The organism is Paenibacillus aceti, assembly GCF_003614185.1.
In the GTDB taxonomy this organism is placed as follows: Bacteria; Bacillota; Bacilli; order Paenibacillales; family Paenibacillaceae; genus Fontibacillus; species Fontibacillus aceti.
In genome coordinates this window covers 2,553,791-2,575,319 of the sequence record NZ_KZ987724.1, presented here as the reverse complement: position 1 = coordinate 2,575,319, position 21,529 = coordinate 2,553,791, and the positions used below count along the sequence as shown (strand labels likewise).

The window sequence follows — 21,529 nt, the reverse complement described above, 5'->3', positions numbered from 1 at the left end:
CTATCCGGTCAGTATGTTCCGGTTGAAGGAGGAATCTCAGTGCATTTTGATTATTCGGAAAAAGTGAAGTCGCGGCAGCGTTCGTTGCTGGAGTTTATGGAGGAAATAGTATATCCAAATGAGAAGTTGTATGAAGAACAGCTTCAGCAGGCCGACAGTAGATGGACGGTACCGGCGGTTATGGAGGAAATGAAGCAGCAGGCCAAGCGGGCTGGGCTTTGGAATCTGTTTTTGCCGGAGAGGGAGTACGGAGCGGGTCTGACGAATCTCGAGTATGCACCGCTGTGCGAGATTATGGGACGATCACTGATCGCTCCGGAGGTGTTTAATTGCTCGGCACCGGATACGGGCAATATGGAGGTGCTTGTCCGGTATGGGACGCGAGAGCAGAAAGATAAATGGCTCCTGCCACTGCTTGAGGGGAATATCCGTTCATGCTTCTCGATGACGGAGCCTGATGTCGCGTCTTCGGATGCGACGAATATCGAGGCTACGATCAAGCGCGAGGGAGACGATTATATTGTAACCGGACGCAAATGGTGGTCTTCGGGGGCAGGAGATCCGCGCTGCAAGCTGGCGATTGTGATGGGCAAGACAGATCCGAACGCGCCGCGCTATGAGCAACAGTCCATGATTCTGATTCCGTTCGATGCGTCCGGCGTTCGAGTTCATCGCATGCTTCCCGTGTTCGGCTACGATCATGCACCGCATGGTCATGCCGAAATTGAATATGATCACGTTCGCGTGCCAGCGGCGGACTCCATCCTGTGGGAAGCAGGCAAAGGCTTCGCCATTGCGCAAGGTCGGCTCGGCCCGGGGCGTATTCATCATTGTATGCGCCTGATCGGTGCGGCGGAGCGGGCGCTTGAGCAATTGTGCAGACGGGTGACTCAGCGTAGGGCATTCGGCAAGACGCTTGCCGAGCAGGGGGCTGTTCAGGACTGGATCGCCACGTCCCGAATTGAAATTGAACAAGCGCGTCTGCTGACGCTGAAGGCGGCCTATATGATGGACACAGTGGGAAACAAAGCCGCCAAGGCGGAGATCGCGATGATTAAGGTCATCGCGCCCAACATGGCGCTGCGGGTGCTGGATCGGGCCATTCAAGCTTTTGGCGCCGCAGGCGTGTGCGAAGACTTCCCCCTTGCCTCGCATTGGGCCAATGCGAGAACATTGCGCCTGGCGGATGGCCCGGATGAAGTACATCAGGCTGCCATCGCCAAGCTGGAGCTTCGCAAATATGGTGAGAAATGAAAGCGATTCCGTACTGGATTATGCAATGCACTGTATGAAATGAATGAATTGAATTATATGCCATTGGGAAGGGAGATATAGGGATGAATGTTAGGCAACTATTGGACCTGACGGGAAAGACGGCCATCGTCACCGGCGGCGGACGCGGGCTTGGGGCACAAATTGCCCAAGGTCTGGCCGAATCAGGGGCCAATCTGGTCCTATGTTCGAGGAAAGTGGAAACATGCCGCGAGACGGCTGCTTTCCTCGAACAGAGTACGGGCGCAACCTGTCATGCGTTTGTCTGCGATGTCAGAGATCCGGATGATGTACGACAGGTTGTTGAGAAAACGGCAGAAATTTATGGTCGCATCGACATTTTGGTCAATAACAGCGGGGCTTCCTGGGGGGAACCAGCTGCCACGATGCCGCTCGAAGCCTGGAACAAAGTCATGGATATTAACGTGACGGGTACCTTCCTGATGTCACAAGCGGTCGGTCGGATCATGATCGAGCAGGGCGGCGGGAAAATCATCAATATCGCTTCCGTAGCGGGACTGAGCGGAACCGATCCGCAAATCCTGGATGCCATCGGCTACAACACGAGTAAAGGAGCGATCATTGCGTTGACGAAGGATCTGGCCGCCAAATGGGGCGAGCATCATATTTACGTCAATGCGATTGCACCAGGATTTTTCCCGTCCAAAATGACCCGGGATGTCATCTTGCATGGGGAGGAACAGATTCTCCGCCGGATTCCACTTGGGCGACTCGGCTCAGACAGCGATCTTAAGGGAAGTGCCGTATTTTTGGCCTCGGCCGCTTCTGATTATATCACTGGGGCGATTCTGCCTGTGGATGGAGGCATGTCAGCGTCCTAGCGCCTGCGGACAAAACTGATGAAGGAGATATTATGTCGGGATCAAAATAGGATTTTGTATGGAAAAGGGGGCTTATTCAAACGATGTCTGAGCAAAAAGCAGTTCCGAAGGATACGATCCCTGTACGAAGGGGTGAAGAACTGGATTTGATCACGCTTGACGCATATCTACGCGAACATCTCGACCTTCCCAGCGGCGACTCGATGGAGGTTGAGCAGTTCGGGGCGGGACATTCCAACTTGACCTACTTGATTCGCGCTGGGGAGTGGGAAGCGGTCCTCCGCCGGCCACCTCTCGGCCCAGTGGCGCTGAAGGCGCATAATATGGAGCGCGAGTTCACGCTTCTGAAGCAGCTCCATCCATTATTTCCACTTGCACCACGTCCATATTTGTACTGCGGAGAATCTTCGGTTATCGGCAGCCCGTTTTTTGTGATGGAAAGACGGCAAGGAATCACCCTAGACCGGGATTTTCCTCCGCAGGTGGATTATACGCCCGCGCTATGCAAGGAGATTTCCGGAATGATGGTGTCGACACTCGCCCAGCTTCATGAAGTGCCTTATGAAGAGGCACAGCTGCAGGCGATCAGCCAACCGGAGGGTTTTATGCGTCGTCAGGTCCAAGGCTGGGTAGAACGTTATGAACGGGCTAAGACGGAGGAGATTCCAGAAGCGCAGAGCCTTCAGAGGTGGCTGATCGATAAGCTGCCTGTCTCGCCGAACCCGACCGTCATACATTATGATTTCAAGCTGAACAATGTGATGTTCTCCCGCAGCCACCCAAGCGAGATTATCGGCGTGTTCGACTGGGAGATGGCAACGGTCGGCGATCCGCTGGCCGATGTTGGCGCGGCGCTGAGCTATTGGTTCGAACCGGAAGATCCGCCGGAGCTACTAAGCGGGCTGGGGCATTCGCCATTGACGGTGAATCCGGGCTTCATAACGAGGGAAGAATTCCTGCAAGCTTACGCGACTAGGAGTGGACGTGATGTGTCCGGCATTTCGTATTATTTGACGTTTGCTTATTTCAAGCTTGCCGTGATATGTCAGCAGATTTTTTATCGTTATAAAAAAGGACAGACGAATGATGAGCGGTTTGCCCGCTTCGATGATACCGTCCGGGCGCTAATTACCCATGCTTGGCGGCAGACGAAACGGGGGCAGTTCTAAGCACTGACCGTGCTTTTTTAATCCTTTGACATCCATTTCCTTGAGGGGGAGATTTGTGTGACATGTTCCCATTTTGCGTTTTGGCCTGCACGTATGCCGGTTACACTTGCGGTACCGGACACGACGCTATGTGACAATTTGCAAGTAAGCGCCCGCCGCTACCCGGATCGGACGGCGATCATTTATTATGATCAGGTAATTACCTATCGAGCATTAAATAATGAAGTGAACCGCATGGCCGCTTATTTAATGCATCTGGGCGTTACTAAAGGCGACCGCGTGCTCATCTATATGCAGAACAGTCCTCAATTCATCATTTCCTACTATGCGATTTTGCTGTGTGGCGGGATCGTTGTTCCGATCAATCCGATGAATCTCACGGATGAGCTATCTTTCTATATTAAAGACGGCAGCATCAAGACGGGGCTGGTCAGCCAGGAGCTGTATCCGCGCATCGAGCCGCTGCTGGCAGCGAGCTGTCTTGAACGCATTATTCTCGCTGCTTATGCCGACTATTGCGTCAATCCAAGCGTGGATGCCCCGGACTTCGTCAAGGCTCCACGGCTGGAAGTGGCTTCCCCTCAAGTCATCCCATGGATGGAAGCGATGCAGATGGCGATCGATGTGCAGCCCTCTCCGGAGATGGCAGGAAGCGATCTCGCGGTGCTTCCTTATACATCCGGGACAACAGGAGAACCCAAGGGCTGCATGCATACCCATAAATCGGTGCAGGCGAATGTGATTTCGGCGGCATTTTGGGGAGAGGTGACACCAGAGTCGATCGTGCTAGGCACACTTCCCTTATTTCATGTAACCGGTATGATCCACGGCATGCACGCGCCAATTTATATGGGAGCCACCATCGTCATGATGACTCGGTGGGATCGCCGTACAGCGGCTCATTTCATAGAAACTCACAAATGTACACACTGGACGGGAATCAGTACGATGATTATTGATTTTCTCTCCAATCCCCAGCTTGCGCAATACGATCTGAGTTCACTTATCGTCCTGACCGGAGGCGGCGCCGGATTGCCAGAGGCGGTCGGCGAGAAGCTTTATCAGGTTACCGGACTCAGGTTCGTGGAAGGCTACGGTTTGTCTGAGACGATGGCACAAACCCATTTCAACCCGCTTGACCGCCCGAAGCCGCAATGTCTCGGTGTTCCGTCCTTTGATGTAGATGCACGTATTATTGACCCGATCACGCTGGAAGAGAAGAGTCCCTGCGAAGAAGGGGAAATCATGCTCACTGGCCCCCAATTATTTCAAGGCTACTGGAACAACCCGACCGAGACGAAAAATGCCTTTGTTAAGATAGATGGAAAACTGCTCTTCCGCACTGGAGATATCGGCTACTGTGACGAGGAAGGTTACTTCTTTATCGTCGATCGGGTGAAACGGATGATTAACGCTTCCGGATTCAAAGTGTGGCCGTCCGAAGTGGAGTCGATTTTGTATAAGCATCCTGCGATTAAGGAAGCCTGCGTGATCGGGGTGCCTGACAAGAAAAAAGGAGAAGAAGTCAAAGCTTACGTCGTTCTGCAGGAAGACAAGCGCGGCACGGTGGAGGCGGACGATATTATCCGCTGGGCACAGCAGCATATGGCAGCCTATAAATATCCGCGCCAGGTCGAATTTGTCGCTTCGCTTCCGGTAACCGGAAGCGGTAAAATATTATGGCGCAAGCTTCAGGAAGAGGCCAGGAACAAAGCGAGCCTGGAAGACTAGAGGAGTTGGGAAAGGCACTCTAACTAAAGCGAGGCATTTTCGGTAATAGGGGGGATTATACTTGGAGCCGTCCATGAAAGAGAAGATTATGAAGCATAGCATCAGGCTTTTTGAATCGAAAGGGTTCAGTGAGGCCTCGATCCAGGACATTGTCAATACGCTGGGCGTAACTAAGGGAACCTTCTATTATTACTTCTCGAGCAAGGAAGAACTACTGACGCAGATTCAACTGAATTATATTGATTACATGCTGGAGGAACAGCAGCGCATCATCGAGCAGCCGGATCGAACCTGGAAGGATAAGTTGTCAGAGGTCATCCTCATGACCATCCAGGCCATTGAAGATCGGGGAAGCAGCGCGCGTATCTTTTTCCGCGAACTTCTTCATATTACGGGGGACAGTCTCGACTTGATCAAAAAGAAGCGGGACCAGTTCCGGTTAAATGTACAGTCTATCATCGAGCAGGGAATGGAGAGTGGTGAATTTCGGGATGATCTGCCGGCTGAAATGGTGGCATTCAGCATTCTCGGGGCCTGCAATTGGTGCTACACCTGGTTCAAGCCTGACGGATCGAAGTCCGATACCGAGGTGGCGGCTGTCTATACGGAGATGTTCCTAAATGGACTTAAGCTATAGATAAGTGACAAAAGTAGAGTAGAGCCACAGGAAGGAGTAGACCTTCTGGCGGCTCTTTTTCTTGTAGTTCCTGGAGGAGTATATAACACGTTTAAACCTCTATTTGGTACGAAATGTTGCGAGAGGTGTCGGGAGCTTGCCGCCCCCTCCTACTCGATAGGGGAGGCGTTAGTGCAGTCTGCGAAATTGCTGCGGCGTCATGCCAGTATGTTTACGGAAGGTGGCTATGAAATGGCTCGTATCGCGGAAGCCGGTTTGTTGAGCGATGGCGGCAACCGTCTGTATGGAGTCGGCGGCCAGTTTCTCTTTAGCTTTATGGATTCGCATTTGTACTAAATAGGCATAAGGGGAGAGGTCGAATGTATTTTGAAAAAGCTTGCTAAGATGTCGGCCCGACACTTCCAGCACCCCGGCCAAATCGTCGAGCCCAATATCAGCATTGTCATAATGGACTTCCATCCACCTGAGCAGCGGAGCGAGCTTCTCCATATTGCGCGATACGGATGGATTGCTGACTTGTCCGAATCTGCCGAGCAGACCGAGGAAGCGATAAGCGTTAACCGACGCTTCAAGACCGAATAAATCGGGGCCTGTCCCGAAGCTCTCAATCATTTCTCCCAGGAAGTAAGCGATCGGCGAGTCCAATTCCCAGCGGAAAAAATGAGCATCCCGAATGCCGAAGGCAGACAGGATTGAACCAGCCGCTTCCCCTCCAAATGTTAAGAAGAAGGTCGTCCATCTATGGTCTTTAGCCGATTCATAAGCATGAGGCATGCCGGGCGGAAGTAATACGCCGCTGCCCCGAGTCAGTGTGAATTTGTCATGCCCGTAGGACATGATGCCTTCACCCGCCTCCGTCTGCAGCCAATGATAGCAGGGGTATCCTTGGGGCCGGTCGATCTTCTCCTGATCCGGATTGAACCCAAGGCTCTCGATCAGGAGCGGAAGCTGCGTGTTCCCGGATGGGGAGAATACAAAGCGCTGCCATGCCGAGGTATCCGTTGTTTTCATAGATCTGTCCATAGTTCCATCCATGGGTCTGTTTTCTCCTCCAGTTCCATATTATTATATATGGTTTCAATTATATTATATATAAAGCGGAAAGTGATGGGGTTACAATTGAAATATAATTATACTATTGAATAAAAGGATGTGCTTGCAATGATCAATCACAAACTTCCAAAGATATGGTACGGCGGGGATTACAACCCTGAACAATGGGATTCTGAAACCTGGAAGGAAGACGATCGCATGTTCAAGCTCGCTGGGATCGATGTGGCGACGATCAATGTTTTCTCTTGGGCGATGATTCAGCCAGACGAGGTAACCTATGACTTCTCTGCGCTGGATGCAACGATGGATCGCTTGTATGAGAATGGAGTCTATGCTTGTCTGGCGACAGGTACTGCCGCTCATCCGGCATGGATGGCCAAGAAATATCCAGATGTGACGCGGGTCGATGTACAGGGTAGAAAACACAAATTCGGGGGACGTCATAACTCCTGTCCGAATTCACCTACTTATCGTAAATATTCGACTCTTCTGGCCGAGAAGCTGGCCGAGCGCTATAAAGATCATCCGGGTCTTTTGATTTGGCATGTCTCTAATGAATACGGCGGCTATTGCTATTGCGATAATTGTGCGAAGGCCTTCCGCGTTTGGCTTAAGGAGCGCTATGGAACTATCGAGGAAGTGAACCGGGTCTGGAATACTCGCTTCTGGGGGCATACCTTCTATGATTGGGATGAGATCGTCCCTCCTAATGAATTGAGTGAGGAATGGTATTGGAACGTCAAGTGTACGAATTTCCAAGGGATTTCTCTGGATTATCGTCGGTTCCAATCGGATAGCTTGCTGGAAGCCTATAAATGGGAGTATGAAGCGATCAAGAAGCATACGCCGGATGTGCCAGTGACGACGAATATGATGGGCTTGTACGACGAATTGGATTATTATAAATGGGCTCCATATGTCGATGTCGTCTCATGGGACAACTATCCTGCACTTGATACGCCAATCAGTTATACGGCGATGACGCATGATCTCATGCGCAGCTTGAAGAGCGGGCAGCCATTCATGCTCATGGAGCAGACGCCGAGCCAGCAGAACTGGCAAGCCTATAACTCGCTGAAGCGTCCGGGTGTTATGCGGCTGTGGAGCTATCAGGCTGTTGCGCATGGTGCGGATACCGTTTTGTTCTTCCAGTTGCGCCGCTCTATAGGGGCCTGTGAGAAGTACCATGGGGCTGTGATCGAGCATGTCGGTCATGAGCATACCCGCGTCTTCCGCGAATGTGCCGAGCTGGGGCAGGAACTACAAGGCTTGTCTGATAAGCTGCTCGACGCACGGGCCGAGGCCAAAGTGGCTATCCTGTTCGATTGGGAGAATCGGTGGGCTGTCGGGATGTCGAGTGGGCCGACTGTGGCTCTCGATTATGTGAAGGAAGTTCATAAGTATTATGATGCTCTTTTTAACAAAAATATTGAAGTGGATATGGCAGGCGTTCATGAGGATCTGAGCCAGTATGATATCGTCATCGCTCCGGTCATGTACATGGTGAAGCCGGGCTTTGCGAAGAAGGTTGAGGATTATGTCGCCTCTGGAGGCACGTTTGTAACGACTTTCTTTAGCGGGATCGTCAATGAGAATGATCTGGTGACGCTGGGTGGATACCCGGGTGAGCTTCGTTCACTGCTTGGGATTTGGGCAGAGGAGATCGACGCCCTGTTCCCGGATCAGCACAACCAGATTGTGTTGAAGAAGGCTTGGGGAGAACTGGATGGCGAATATAACTGCGGCCTGCTCTGTGATTTGATCCATTCAGAGGGTGCCGAAGTTTTGGCGGAATATGGTTCGGATTTCTACCAAGGGATGCCGGTCCTAACGGTCAATAACTATGGAAAAGGAAAAGCGTACTATGTAGCCAGCAGCCCTGACGCTTCCTTCCTGGAAGGCTTCCTGGCTAACTTATGTGCTGAGAAGGGCGTAAAGCCGCTGCTAAATGCACCAGCAGGCGTGGAAACAACGCGTCGTGTTAAGGATGGTGTCCCTTACTTGTTCTTGCTGAACCATAACGCACAAGAGGCTGAGGTAGATCTTGGTTTAGCGGGAGCGGTAGATTTGTTGACTGGCAAGACGGTGACGGGTAAAATTTCTGTGCCGGGCCGTGGAGTGATGATTTTGGAGCAATAATCTTTACGATATGACATAAATGTTATATACTGGAACTAGTGAAGCACACTTCTACTATTGTTAACGCGATAATAGGGGTGTGTTTTTTTGTCTATATAAAGCTTGGAAATTACCGTTTCTATGAAAAAATACCGGGAGGGTGATTGCTAGTGAAAAAGTGGTTAAGTGTTCTTTTAGGTGGAGCGATTGGATTAGGGGCTATCTGTATGGCTATGCCTGTATCAGCTGGGGCGAATGGTGGTTTTAAGGATGTGAAGGCAGACCATTGGGCCCAAAAAGCGATTGAGTCCGCGGCGAGTAAGGGGTATTTCAAGGGCTATTCCGACGGTACATTTAAACCGAATGCTACTCTGACCCGGGCTGAATTTGCTGCGACATTAGCACGGCTCTCTAAGATGAATGCTGCCGAAAGCACGGAACAAGTCTTTGCCGATCTATCTGGTCATTGGAGTGAAGCGGAGGTAAATCGAGCGGTAGTCATGGGCTTTATCGATCCTAAGGATTACCCGAAGGGTTTCCAACCGAACACCCCGATTACACGCTTTGAAATTGCCAAATGGATGACCTCTGGCCTGGCGGCCGTGGATGCCGATTATCAGCAGGCCTTGGAGGACACGAAGACGACGGTCATTCCGGTGCGAGAGTATTTTACACCAGGCATTCCCGAATCGAAGGCTCCCTATGTAGCCGTGGCCATGGGCACGAAGCTGCTCAGCGGCTATCCTAACGGAACGTTTGGCCTTAATAGCCATGCAACCCGGGCCGAAGCCTCTACCATATTATTAAGATATGAGTCCGTGAGCGATAAGAAGGCGGATGACTTCCTGGGCCTAAAAGAACTGCGCCAAGTCGGCACCGAGCGGACGAATATGGAGACGATTAGTCCGTTTACGACAGGATACAATTCTTTCAATGATGTTGTGAACAAGACTTACACGTTTCGCAATAAATCTGGAAGCTTGAAGCTTCACAATTATATCGTGATCGATACAGAGAATTTTAAAGAAATTAAAAGTATTTATGCTCCGATGTTTATAGATGGAAGTGATTATGTTGAGCGTCTTGATAAAAAGGGGATCTATAGAGCCTATATTCAAATTACAATTTATCCTAAATCGAAGAAATTTGGAATCGGCCACTACATGAATGGTGTAATTGATGGAATTGTTAGTGGAAGTAGAGTAAGCAACAAGAATATTGTGGGGAAATATGGTTATCTTACTTTGCCAAATACAAATAGTGAACAATTTTTTCATGACAACCTAGATGAAAACGATGGAGTTACTTTATGGGTAGAGCGATTTTTAGATTATAACAAAATTGGAGATCAATTAACAACAGATGATTATTCATTTGTTAGTATAAAAATTAAAAAGTAAATGGAGTAATATATATGATGAAAAGGTGGATTTGCAGTCTTGTGATAATTTCACTTTTTTTAAGTACTTTTCCGCATTTTTCGAAGGCTGCTTTTAATAATGGATACCCAACTGCAGGAATTGAAGTCAGTCCAGCAGGTCCATCTTATATGCAAACTTTGAAAGCAAGAGTTACTGGCCGAGCCGAGGCTAAACCAAAAGTGGTTTGGGTGCAATCAGATGGAACTCGATGGAGTGCGGATTTTGGGAGTGTGGTAGTTTCAACCGAAACTTTCAAGAAAGGTTGGGACGCATTGCCTATAACACAACCTACCTCTGAGATCATAGATATGACTGTTTATGCCCCAGCATCGATGCAAGACAATAATGGAAATCCATTTCGCAAACAATATATTAAGGATCTTGGAATAGAAGATATGGATTGGACAACAGCTAAATCATATAAACCAATTGGGGCAAAGCCTGAATTCAAAAAAGGAGAAAAAACAGCAAATATCAAGGTTTTTACAGGTCACGAACAGGAATATACCGATAAGTACAAATACTCTACTCGCCCTGATGGTAACCCTAAATTTATCGTAGAATATTGGATCCCCATGGATGTGAACTTTACAGGTCATATTGTGGAAAAGAAACAAATTCGTGTGCTAGAAGCTGCTTCTCTAAAAGTCGGTGAAACGAAGAATATGCTCGCCCAGGTCAGAACCTTGGAATATGATATGTCCGACTGGAATGATAAATGGGTGAATGTATCTACGGCTTCTGAGACGAAGTGGGAGTCTAGTGATTCTAGTGTGGCAAGCATCGATGCTAGAGGCAAAGTTACTGCAAAGAAACCGGGAAAAACGACCATCAGCGCGGAGTGGAAAAAAGGACCTTATCATCTAAAATCCACAGCCATCATCACCGTTGGGGATGAACCGAATCCGTGTCTTGTCGATCCGAATGCACCTGGTTGTGGGGGCGATGGAGATGGAGGTGGCGGTGGTGGCCACGGAGGAAGTGTCTACTGCTCAACACCAGTTTCTGGTCAGTCGATGACTGGGGAGGATCTCTATCCGAATCCAAGCGCAGTTATTAGAGCTGATAGCCGCGGGAATGAAAGGTTCAATGTCCTTGACGGTATTCCAACAACTGAGAGCTTGTATGGAAATGTGTGGACGAAAGAGTATCTTAATAAGTACCAGTATCAGCAAATGGTTGGGACATGTACTTTTCAGGTAGATGTGACGGTCATGCCACCGCCGCCCGATCCGAAGGATCCAGATCCAACACCGGGTGTGGAGGAAATCGTTACAGTTACCGTAGACAAAGATTATTCCTATTGGACTATACAAAATATTGAAATCTATCAGATCAAGGAAGCTGCACTGTGGAACTATGCGTTCGATGCTGGAGGCATTCGGATTCAGCCAAGCGGGTATAATGCTCCCTATTACGCCACAGCCCAAACTGGTAGATATGAGCCCAGTCCGGTTCCAGAAGGGATTAGGGTGAGTCACACTGGGAACCCTCAAGCGGCTGCCGAATCGGCGGTGCATGTGAACGTCAGGAATGACACCTTCACCTTCTATAATCAAACTTTAATGAATGGGTCAACCACGAGAAGTAGCGGACCCGCGCCAAGACCGATCCCTACGGCTGTAATGACTGGAGATAACGTGTTATATAAATCAGGTAATGTGGTCCCGATGAGCAAAACCAATAAAGGAAATCAATCGAGCTCAGGCACGATCTACTATGAGCAGGTCAAAGGGACAGGGGCGATGAATTTTGGCATTTATGGTATTAACCCGATTACTGTACATACACCGGCCGTGATTTATCCGGGAGTTTCCGATGATAAATCTCATAACCAGAAGACAAACCCTGCTCTGAATCGTTCAGCGATAATACTGGAGCGTCCGTTTACAGTACAGATGCCCCACAGTGGACAGCATACCGATTATCTAGGCTACGGGAATCGTAATTTTTTTAAATACATAGGCAGCAAACAGATTCGCTTTCCGTTTGACGTGTACAACGAGACAAGGACGAGCTTCTATCCCAAGAATACTTGGATTGAAGTTGAGAAGTCCCAGGAGAGCTTTACCTTCTATCTACCGGTGTGGGTAGATGAGGGCTTCTATGATGTGGAGTTTCGAACGATTGCCCATAATGCTCCTGTCGGGGCCACTCATCAGACAAAGGCTAACTTGAATCTTGTGCACCATATGGCGTATGCTACTTTTCCGGTCGATGTGATCGGTCGGGTGTATGATTTTCAGGTTACAGATATCATGGATTATAATTGGGAGTTGGTGTTCCGCACCGAGAAGGGGAGCGCGAATCAGACAGGGATATCCTACTGGGTTGGCAGGAACGGCATAGACGGAGCGCCTCGGGGTAATATAGAGAAATATACGCTACCGATTCGTCCAGGGAGCCATCCTGTCTATAAAAATGTGGTTATCAAACCGGGCTATCATTTTAAGTTCGATTTGAAGACAAAGGGAAATATGCACGGCGTACAGGATCACATCAGGATTACACCGACCTTCTACTTCATAAGTGCAAAGGATGGTAAGCGCAGCCTAGTGGATCTGTACTATCATACAGGGCGTCAAAGCTATGTGAAGATCGGCTCGCCACTGGATCAGGTGCAGCGCTACGTGATCCTGAACGAACGATTGCGGAATGTGCCTGATGAGGAACTGACGGATACAGCGCTCTACAAGTATGATCATGAGTATACGTTTGGGCAGATCGCGAATATTGGTAGGGCTCAATATGTCCAGTATTATAAGGAGAAAATGACGAAGCGAAAAACACCAGTTGGTCGTCTTAGTCTACTCCAACTTCCGGCCAATGTTCGTACTTTGATTGGACCGAAGTCCAGTATACCGGTAGGCGCCGACCCCACGCGGGCATTGGCTTCCATTCAGCGCTGGTATGGGGAATACAGCTTGCCTGCTGAGCTATTTGCAGTAGAGGCGGGAACGAATATCGCCGAATATGGACGCACCCATCAGGGATTAACCGATAAATCGCCTGTTTTTCTGAAGGACGGGTATATTGTTGTTAATTTTAATATTGAGACAATCCGTGAAGGGCAGATGGGCAAGCCACACTTGCAGTATATCCATGCCCCGCTGATGAACCAATGGCAGCAGATGGAGGGTTTCCAACGCAAGGTTACAGACCCGTATGGTCGTGATTTTACATTGCTGGACGGAGATGTGGTATTCTACCATGCGGATCAATCGAGCCGGGATGATTTTCAATCGATGGTGACACATTGACATATGATTATAGTAGAATAAAGGAAAATTGACCTGGAGAGTTGAATATAATATTATTAGTCGAAATTTAATAGTCTACAACAATATAATTTGGTGCGAACCTCAAGTGAACATAAAATCCCTGGGGGATTCGCACCTGAAATATCTTGCGATTTATCCATAATTGGAATTTAATTCAATATTTTCAGGTGATACTTTTTTGATTTTAGTAAGAAAGTACCGATTTTGAGGTCTTCACACCTTAAATTCGGAGTCGCATCCTATGTGGATGCGTGGATTGAAAGATTAGTAACAGGACTTGCCAATGCAGCTAAGGCTGTCGCATCCTATGTGGATGCGTGGATTGAAAGTTAACAACAACGCTCCAACCCTTCTGGCTGATGATGTCGCATCCTATGTGGATGCGTGGATTGAAAGAATCCAGTTAAGGTAACTGGTTCAGAAACCAGTGTCCGTCGCATCCTATGTGGATGCGTGGATTGAAAGCGATATATCGCTTTCCCGGACGATCCGAAAAGGTGTCGCATCCTATGTGGATGCGTGGATTGAAAGCAAACCGTCTCAGGATCGTCGAGATCGGGCAGAGCTGTCGCATCCTATGTGGATGCGTGGATTGAAAGCGTGGAACATTAGATTTTTTAGCCCATTTTGTTAGTCGCATCCTATGTGGATGCGTGGATTGAAAGAGATGGATACGCTGGCCTATGTTTTGATGTTTTGCGTCGCATCCTATGTGGATGCGTGGATTGAAAGCCTCCATCTCTATTGAATGCCCTCTCTTGAGCAGTCGCATCCTATGTGGATGCGTGGATTGAAAGGTATACGAAAAAAACAAATTGAGGTGATACAGGACAGTCGCATCCTATGTGGATGCGTGGATTGAAAGGCAATAATCGCCGCGAGACATATCGATTCCGGTCGCATCCTATGTGGATGCGTGGATTGAAAGCAGAAGGCGCACCATCCGAACTAAGGCGTGGTTTCTTGTCGCATCCTATGTGGATGCGTGGATTGAAAGTCTGTAACGGTCCCGATCCGTCTTAGAAACATTACTCGTCGCATCCTATGTGGATGCGTGGATTGAAAGCCATATCCAACCCTATTAAATGTTTTCCGAACCGCGTCGCATCCTATGTGGATGCGTGGATTGAAAGCTGGAGCAGCTGCGCGATCCGTGCGCGGTTTGGGTGGTCGCATCCTATGTGGATGCGTGGATTGAAAGCTTGATAGCATCCTCACCTGTATTAATTACTAAATGTCGCATCCTATGTGGATGCGTGGATTGAAAGCTATGCCTAGGGGTCAAAAGCAGACCCAGGAATTTTGTCGCATCCTATGTGGATGCGTGGATTGAAAGGCTATAAAAGCTGTGACTAGTAAACAGAATGATAGGGTCGCATCCTATGTGGATGCGTGGATTGAAAGCGTTGCTCAAGCAAAAGATACAAACTAACAATGTAGTCGCATCCTATGTGGATGCGTGGATTGAAAGACTTTGAGGAGTTCGGCACATATAAACAGCCAGCTGTCGCATCCTATGTGGATGCGTGGATTGAAAGGATTTGATCACAGACATTGTTTATCCGATTTGCGAGTCGCATCCTATGTGGATGCGTGGATTGAAAGGACGATCTGATTCTTGACACTCTGTCCATAGGCCCGTCGCATCCTATGTGGATGCGTGGATTGAAAGTTTTGTCATATCAGGCTTTGTTTGTACGCCTTGCTTGTCGCATCCTATGTGGATGCGTGGATTGAAAGTCAAACGCAAAAGCGGATTCGATTTTAAACGAGGCGTCGCATCCTATGTGGATGCGTGGATTGAAAGATCTACGCTATTGGTGAGGACCTGAACGGCAGATTGGTCGCATCCTATGTGGATGCGTGGATTGAAAGATGCTGGCAATTTTGCTTAAATCGTTCGTATCGCGTCGCATCCTATGTGGATGCGTGGATTGAAAGTTCCGGTTGCTGGGTCTGTCCAGGTAAGATTGTTGTCGCATCCTATGTGGATGCGTGGATTGAAAGATGTACAATGCAACGCCCGCAGCGATCAAAGCAGCAAGTCGCATCCTATGTGGATGCGTGGATTGAAAGATATTGTTTTTTCAAAGCAGTAACAAGTGCATCGTCGCATCCTATGTGGATGCGTGGATTGAAAGAATGTTATCGGACATTTCCTATCCTCACCCCCTGTGTCGCATCCTATGTGGATGCGTGGATTGAAAGAAATCCGCAACCGAACCATTCGAAACCTCAACAGTCGCATCCTATGTGGATGCGTGGATTGAAAGATCCGGTTCCATGCCGCCGCCACGAAGCATAACCTGTCGCATCCTATGTGGATGCGTGGATTGAAAGAATCTACAACGGCATCCGGCGGAGCATCGACTCCGGTCGCATCCTATGTGGATGCGTGGATTGAAAGTATAAAGAAAGACGAGTCAAAGGAATAAAACCCACGTCGCATCCTATGTGGATGCGTGGATTGAAAGCCTTACTCATTTGAGTAAACTGCGCTTCCGTTGCGTCGCATCCTATGTGGATGCGTGGATTGAAAGCATTTACGCTCGAGGTCAAGGAAATACTGTCGGGCCGTCGCATCCTATGTGGATGCGTGGATTGAAAGAGCTACAGGCTTTATGTGATCGACATGTAACACGTCGCATCCTATGTGGATGCGTGGATTGAAAGTAAGCACCTCGCCAGTGTCTTCGGTGCTTATAGCCACCGTCGCATCCTATGTGGATGCGTGGATTGAAAGTAATAGGATTTTGGGTTCTCTTGTCGAATTAGTGTCGCATCCTATGTGGATGCGTGGATTGAAAGTAAGCACCTCGCCAGTGTCTTCGGTGCTTATAGCCACCGTCGCATCCTATGTGGATGCGTGGATTGAAAGTAATAGGATTTTGGGTTCTCTTGTCGAATTAGTGTCGCATCCTATGTGGATGCGTGGATTGAAAGTTTTTTTAGCCATACACACCGTTTTCCTCCCCTGTTAGTCGCATCCTATGTGGATGCGTGGATTGAAAGGCAGTAGCAACAGCGGATTGGGGGACGATCAGCCGTCGCATCCTATGTGGATGCGTGGATTGCAAGGCAGTAGCAACAGCGGCTTGGGGGACGATCAGCCGTCGCATCCTATGTGGATGCGTGGATTGCAAGGCAGTAGCAACAGCGGCTTGGGGGACGATCAGCCGTCGCATCCTATGTGGATGCGTGGATTGCAAGGCAGTAGCAACAGCGGCTTGGGGGACGATCAGCCGTCGCATCCTATGTGGATGCGTGGATTGAAAGGAATCCCCAATGTTTGAAAATGGGTATTACCATGTGTCGCATCCTATGTGGATGCGTGGATTGAAAGAGAAGAATATCTAAAAAATACCCCGCTTAAAAATAGTCGCATCCTATGTGGATGCGTGGATTGAAAGGACGAGGTATACATCCCAAATTAACACCTCCGCGTCGCATCCTATGTGGATGCGTGGATTGAAAGTAGCGAGCATATTTAGGCAAGCGATAGAATGGAATGGTCGCATCCTATGTGGATGCGTGGATTGAAAGGACCTTAATACAGGCAATAACGAACTAATCTATACCGTCGCATCCTATGTGGATGCGTGGATTGAAAGTTTCCGGATACAGTTGCACTTTCTAGAAAATCGATTGTCGCATCCTATGTGGATGCGTGGATTGAAAGAGTGTACAGTCATCATAATTTACGTCACTCCAACACGTCGCATCCTATGTGGATGCGTGGATTGAAAGCTTTAGAGTGCGCCTTTGTAGCAAGAAATTCGATTGTCGCATCCTATGTGGATGCGTGGATTGAAAGATCAGAAAACTAAGATTTATAGTCTAGCGACATCCTGTCGCATCCTATGTGGATGCGTGGATTGAAAGGAACCCATCTGAAAGTGATTGGTATTCTGCAATGTGGTCGCATCCTATGTGGATGCGTGGATTGAAAGAACGAGATCAGATAAAAAGTCATATCCAGTATTAGTCGCATCCTATGTGGATGCGTGGATTGAAAGCTTCAGGCGTATTAAAACAAGTGGTGAAAAATGAAAGTCGCATCCTATGTGGATGCGTGGATTGAAAGCGTCAGATCATATAAACGCATGGTCTTTACAACCTCGTCGCATCCTATGTGGATGCGTGGATTGAAAGCAATAAATGATGAAGATAAGGAAAAAATTAAACGCGTCGCATCCTATGTGGATGCGTGGATTGAAAGTGACGAAGCCGAGGTGCACCGAAACCAAAACCATCGAGTCGCATCCTATGTGGATGCGTGGATTGAAAGTGATAGCTTTCTGTCCGTACATCCCTGTAAGCTTGTCGCATCCTATGTGGATGCGTGGATTGAAAGAAGTACTGTCTTACGTTGTGACAAACGTAGTGATTCAGTCGCATCCTATGTGGATGCGTGGATTGAAAGACGCAGAAATCGGCAAAGCGATTGCGTTAAGAGAAGGTCGCATCCTATGTGGATGCGTGGATTGAAAGTTTAGCCGTAATACAAGCATCCATGACGAAATTGTCGCATCCTATGTGGATGCGTGGATTGAAAGATCGCACATCACGAATTTGTTAATGTTCTTTAAACCGTCGCATCCTATGTGGATGCGTGGATTGAAAGTCTGTGCAGCGGCGCCGAATGCCGACTAAGCCAGGGTCGCATCCTATGTGGATGCGTGGATTGAAAGCCATCCACCTGCGTCCGCAATATCGAACGTATCGAAGTCGCATCCTATGTGGATGCGTGGATTGAAAGTTGAAGTTGAAAATAAGACATCCTCTTAAGATCGTCGTCGCATCCTATGTGGATGCGTGGATTGAAAGATTTGGAGCAAATGCAACTTCACGCGGTACAACTCTCGTCGCATCCTATGTGGATGCGTGGATTGAAAGATAAAATACATGCCCTCGAATAGCTCGTTTCCCTCGTCGCATCCTATGTGGATGCGTGGATTGAAAGCGCGGCAGAGACGTCGTCCTTTGTTCGCGTCGCGCCGGTCGCATCCTATGTGGATGCGTGGATTGAAAGCGTTGCGCGCCGAACAGTCTCTTTCCACGTTTCCCGTCGCATCCTATGTGGATGCGTGGATTGAAAGCTGACCTAAAGGAAGTGGGAATATGTTTGGAGGACCGTCGCATCCTATGTGGATGCGTGGATTGAAAGCCTAAAGTTTGTTGATGATAATGGTAAATTAGCAGTCGCATCCTATGTGGATGCGTGGATTGAAAGGTTGAAACGCCGCTATACTTCGCAAGTCCTTCCGCAGTCGCATCCTATGTGGATGCGTGGATTGAAAGCAGACGTTCCTCCTCAACTGCAGCTTGCCGCTCAAGTCGCATCCTATGTGGATGCGTGGATTGAAAGTCCAGGGTCAAGATAAACAATAGCCCCTCGCCCCGTCGCATTCTATGTGGATGCGTGGATTGAAAGCTCGCTCGACTTGTTTAAGGACGCCTTCACCAGTGTCGCATTCTATGTGGATGCGTGGATTGAAAGATTTGCATCTCCACGGACTCCATGGCGTCGGCTATCGTCGCGTTCTATGTGGATGCGTGGATTGAAAGTATTGTCGATTGCTGTCGATAATTGCGTATTAAGAGTCGCATCCTACGCGGATGCGTGGTTGAAGGGATAAATGTGCAAATGTCGGAAGTTTCTATCCTAGTCTAGTTGTAGTTGGTACATTTATTTTGCAGGATTACTGGGATTCTCGTCTTGCAAGTGTATTTTGTACACTTAAAATAGCCGATTCTTGATTTAGTTAGGAAAATTGCTATTCTAAGTGTACTTTTTGCAATTAAGGTGAGGCTGGAGCGGATATGTGATATTTTAGCTGTGCTTTATGCAGTTAGAGGTCACGTCAGCGGGGAAGAGCCTCGCTTGGTCAGGCCGCCCAATCGGCAAGTTACTTTATTGACATCACGCAACATTATTGCGATAGCGCTCCAGTATCATCCAATTGGTACCGTGGTGCAGATCATAAGTGCAAATATACAACTATATTGGTGCATTATGCTCTCCCGTCGCATCCTACGCGGATGCGTGGTTGAAGGGATAAATGTGCAAATGTCGGAAGTTTCTATCCTAGTCTAGTTGTAGTTGGTACATTTATTTTGCAGGATTACTGGGAATCTCGTCTTGCAAGTGTATTTTGTACACTTAAAATAGCCGATTCTTGATTTAGTTAGGAAAATTGCTATTCTAAGTGTACTTTTTGCAATTAAGGTGAGGCTGGAGCGGATATGTGATATTTTAGCTGTGCTTTATGCAGTTAGAGGTCACGTTAGCGGGGAAGAGCCTCGCTTGGTCAGGCCGCCCAATCGGCAAGTTACTTTATTGACATCACGCAACATTATTGCGATAGCGCTCCAGTATCATCCAATTGGTACCGTGGTGCAGATCATAAGTGCAAATATACAACTATATTGGTGCATTATGCTCTCCCTAGTAGATATAACTGCTTTTCTACAACTATTTGGATGAAATTAGCTTCGGTTGGGGCTTAAATCAGGGAATAGTTGTATATGCGCAGTTATTTCCTGATTTCAGGGGGAATCTCCGAGAATAGTTGCATTTTAGCAGCTGTTTTTGAAATATGTGGAAAGTGGCTAATAGTGTGCAATAAGCGCGCTAATAGTGCGCCGAAAGTGCGGTAATCGTACCCTCCATATTGAGAAGCCGAAACATAACAAAGCTGGCGTCAGTAAATATATCGACGCCAGCTTTGTATTTACAAATACTGTTTCGTTTAGGTTAAGTCCGTGCAGGATTACCAGATGCTTACGCGGTCTTCCGGGGCGACGTACATGGCGTCTTTCTCGGTTACTTCGTAGGCTTTGTAGAATTCTGGGAAGCTCGAGACGGTGCGGTTGACACGTACCTTGTTCGCGGAATGGGTGTCAACGGTTGACATGTACGCCGCGATTTCTTTGTTCATTGTGGTGCGCCAGATGGTTGCATAGCCTTCAAAGTAGGCTTTGTAATCTGGATTTTTCGTTTTGGACAATACTTGCAGCGAAGCCGCCATACCGCCAAGATCGGCGATGTTCTCACTTACGGTCAGTTTGCCGTTATTGTATACGCCTGGAATGACTTCGACTCCGTCGTAGTAAGCGATGACTTGCTCGCATTTTTCCTGGAATTTCTTATAGTCTTCTGGAGTCCACCAATCTACTGCATTTCCGTTCTCATCATAGGCGGAGCCTAGATTATCGAAAGCATGGCTGATCTCATGCGCAATGACCATACCGATGGCTCCCAAATTCGTCTCATGCTTCGCATTGAGATCATAGAATGGAGCCTGCAAAATTCCTGCCGGGAATACGATTTCGTTATTCAGCGGATTATAGTAAGCATTTACGTCATATACACTCATCATCCAGCTGTTCTTATCAACAGGTTTGCCTAATGAAGCCACTGAATTGGCCTTATTGGCTTTGACGATGGCAATGATATTATCAAATAATGACCCGCCATCCTCGTAAGATTTAATAGTAACCTTGCTGAGTGGATCATTCCATTGATCCGGATAGCCGATCTTGATCGTCATTTTATCCAGCTTTTTAATGGCTTTGGCTTTGGTTGCCTCGGACATCCAGTCCAGGTTCTTAATCCGTTCCTTATAAACCTCAATGAATTCTTTAACCATTTGCTCGACGTCTGCTTTGGCTTCCTTCGTGAAGTAGCGCTCAGCGAACTCCTGGCTGAGATAGTCGCTCATGATGGCTTTCGTCGTCATCAGTGCGATCTCTTCATTTGTCTTTTCACCTTCAACTCCGAACATTTCCGCTTGGAATTCCTGTCCGGCTTTACTGAAATCTTCAGAGAGCAAGCCGCCCACAGACATTAACAATAGGGCTTTCGTATAAGTTTTGAGGGTATCGATATTTTCATCAGTCAGCAGTTCAGCTGATTTTTTTACTAACCCGACATCCGTCACAATCACTTTATCCGCTTTGTCGACATGAAGCTCTTTCATCATTTTTGCCATATCGAAGGACT

Annotated in this window: 10 protein-coding genes and 1 CRISPR repeat array; of the genes, 8 read left to right on the top strand and 2 right to left on the bottom strand. The window is 48.1% G+C overall.

Annotation, left to right across the window (positions count from 1 at the left end):
• Window positions 1-39: 39 nt before the first annotated feature.
• From BFJ94_RS11530 to BFJ94_RS11510, 5 genes are all read left to right on the top strand, one after another.
• Window positions 40-1,254, top strand: a complete 1,215-nt coding sequence (locus BFJ94_RS11530) for an acyl-CoA dehydrogenase family protein (RefSeq protein ID WP_120462804.1) — start codon at window positions 40-42, stop codon at window positions 1,252-1,254.
• Between the two features lie 83 nt (window positions 1,255-1,337).
• Window positions 1,338-2,114 (top strand): SDR family oxidoreductase, encoded by a 777-nt coding sequence (locus tag BFJ94_RS11525; protein WP_120462803.1) that lies wholly within the window; start codon window positions 1,338-1,340, stop codon window positions 2,112-2,114.
• A gap of 83 nt (window positions 2,115-2,197) precedes the next feature.
• Window positions 2,198-3,283 (top strand): phosphotransferase family protein, encoded by a 1,086-nt coding sequence (locus BFJ94_RS11520; RefSeq protein ID WP_120462802.1) that lies wholly within the window; start codon window positions 2,198-2,200, stop codon window positions 3,281-3,283.
• Window positions 3,284-3,340: 57 nt separating this feature from the next.
• Entirely contained in the window at window positions 3,341-5,014 is a 1,674-nt protein-coding gene (locus tag BFJ94_RS11515) for a long-chain fatty acid--CoA ligase (RefSeq protein ID WP_120462801.1), read from the top strand.
• Window positions 5,015-5,087: 73 nt separating this feature from the next.
• A complete protein-coding gene (locus BFJ94_RS11510; protein ID WP_120465201.1) occupies window positions 5,088-5,651 on the top strand; it encodes a TetR/AcrR family transcriptional regulator in 564 nt (187 codons plus the stop codon).
• 168 nt (window positions 5,652-5,819) lie between these two features.
• Here the strand turns inward: BFJ94_RS11510 and BFJ94_RS11505 are convergent, their stop codons facing one another.
• Entirely contained in the window at window positions 5,820-6,686 is an 867-nt protein-coding gene (locus BFJ94_RS11505; protein ID WP_240431906.1) for an AraC family transcriptional regulator, read from the bottom strand.
• A gap of 126 nt (window positions 6,687-6,812) precedes the next feature.
• Here BFJ94_RS11505 and BFJ94_RS11500 point away from each other — a divergent pair, with 126 nt between their 5' ends.
• The 3 genes from BFJ94_RS11500 (at window position 6,813) to BFJ94_RS11490 (ending at window position 13,503) form a co-directional block, all read left to right on the top strand.
• Entirely contained in the window at window positions 6,813-8,843 is a 2,031-nt protein-coding gene (locus tag BFJ94_RS11500) for a beta-galactosidase (protein WP_120462800.1), read from the top strand.
• Between the two features lie 149 nt (window positions 8,844-8,992).
• Window positions 8,993-10,222, top strand: coding sequence for an S-layer homology domain-containing protein (locus BFJ94_RS11495; RefSeq protein ID WP_162944243.1), 1,230 nt, complete (start codon window positions 8,993-8,995; stop codon window positions 10,220-10,222).
• 623 nt (window positions 10,223-10,845) lie between these two features.
• On the top strand, window positions 10,846-13,503 hold the full coding sequence (locus tag BFJ94_RS11490; protein ID WP_229716784.1) for a DUF5704 domain-containing protein: 2,658 nt from the start codon (window positions 10,846-10,848) through the stop codon (window positions 13,501-13,503).
• Window positions 13,504-13,755: 252 nt separating this feature from the next.
• Window positions 13,756-19,092: a CRISPR direct-repeat array (repeat unit 32 nt; unit sequence GTCGCATCCTATGTGGATGCGTGGATTGAAAG).
• A 1,205-nt stretch (window positions 19,093-20,297) separates the two neighbouring features.
• Here BFJ94_RS11490 and BFJ94_RS11485 read toward each other — a convergent pair.
• Window positions 20,298-21,529, bottom strand: a 1,232-nt coding sequence (locus BFJ94_RS11485) for a M13-type metalloendopeptidase (RefSeq protein ID WP_162944410.1), incomplete at its 5' end; no start/stop codon positions are given.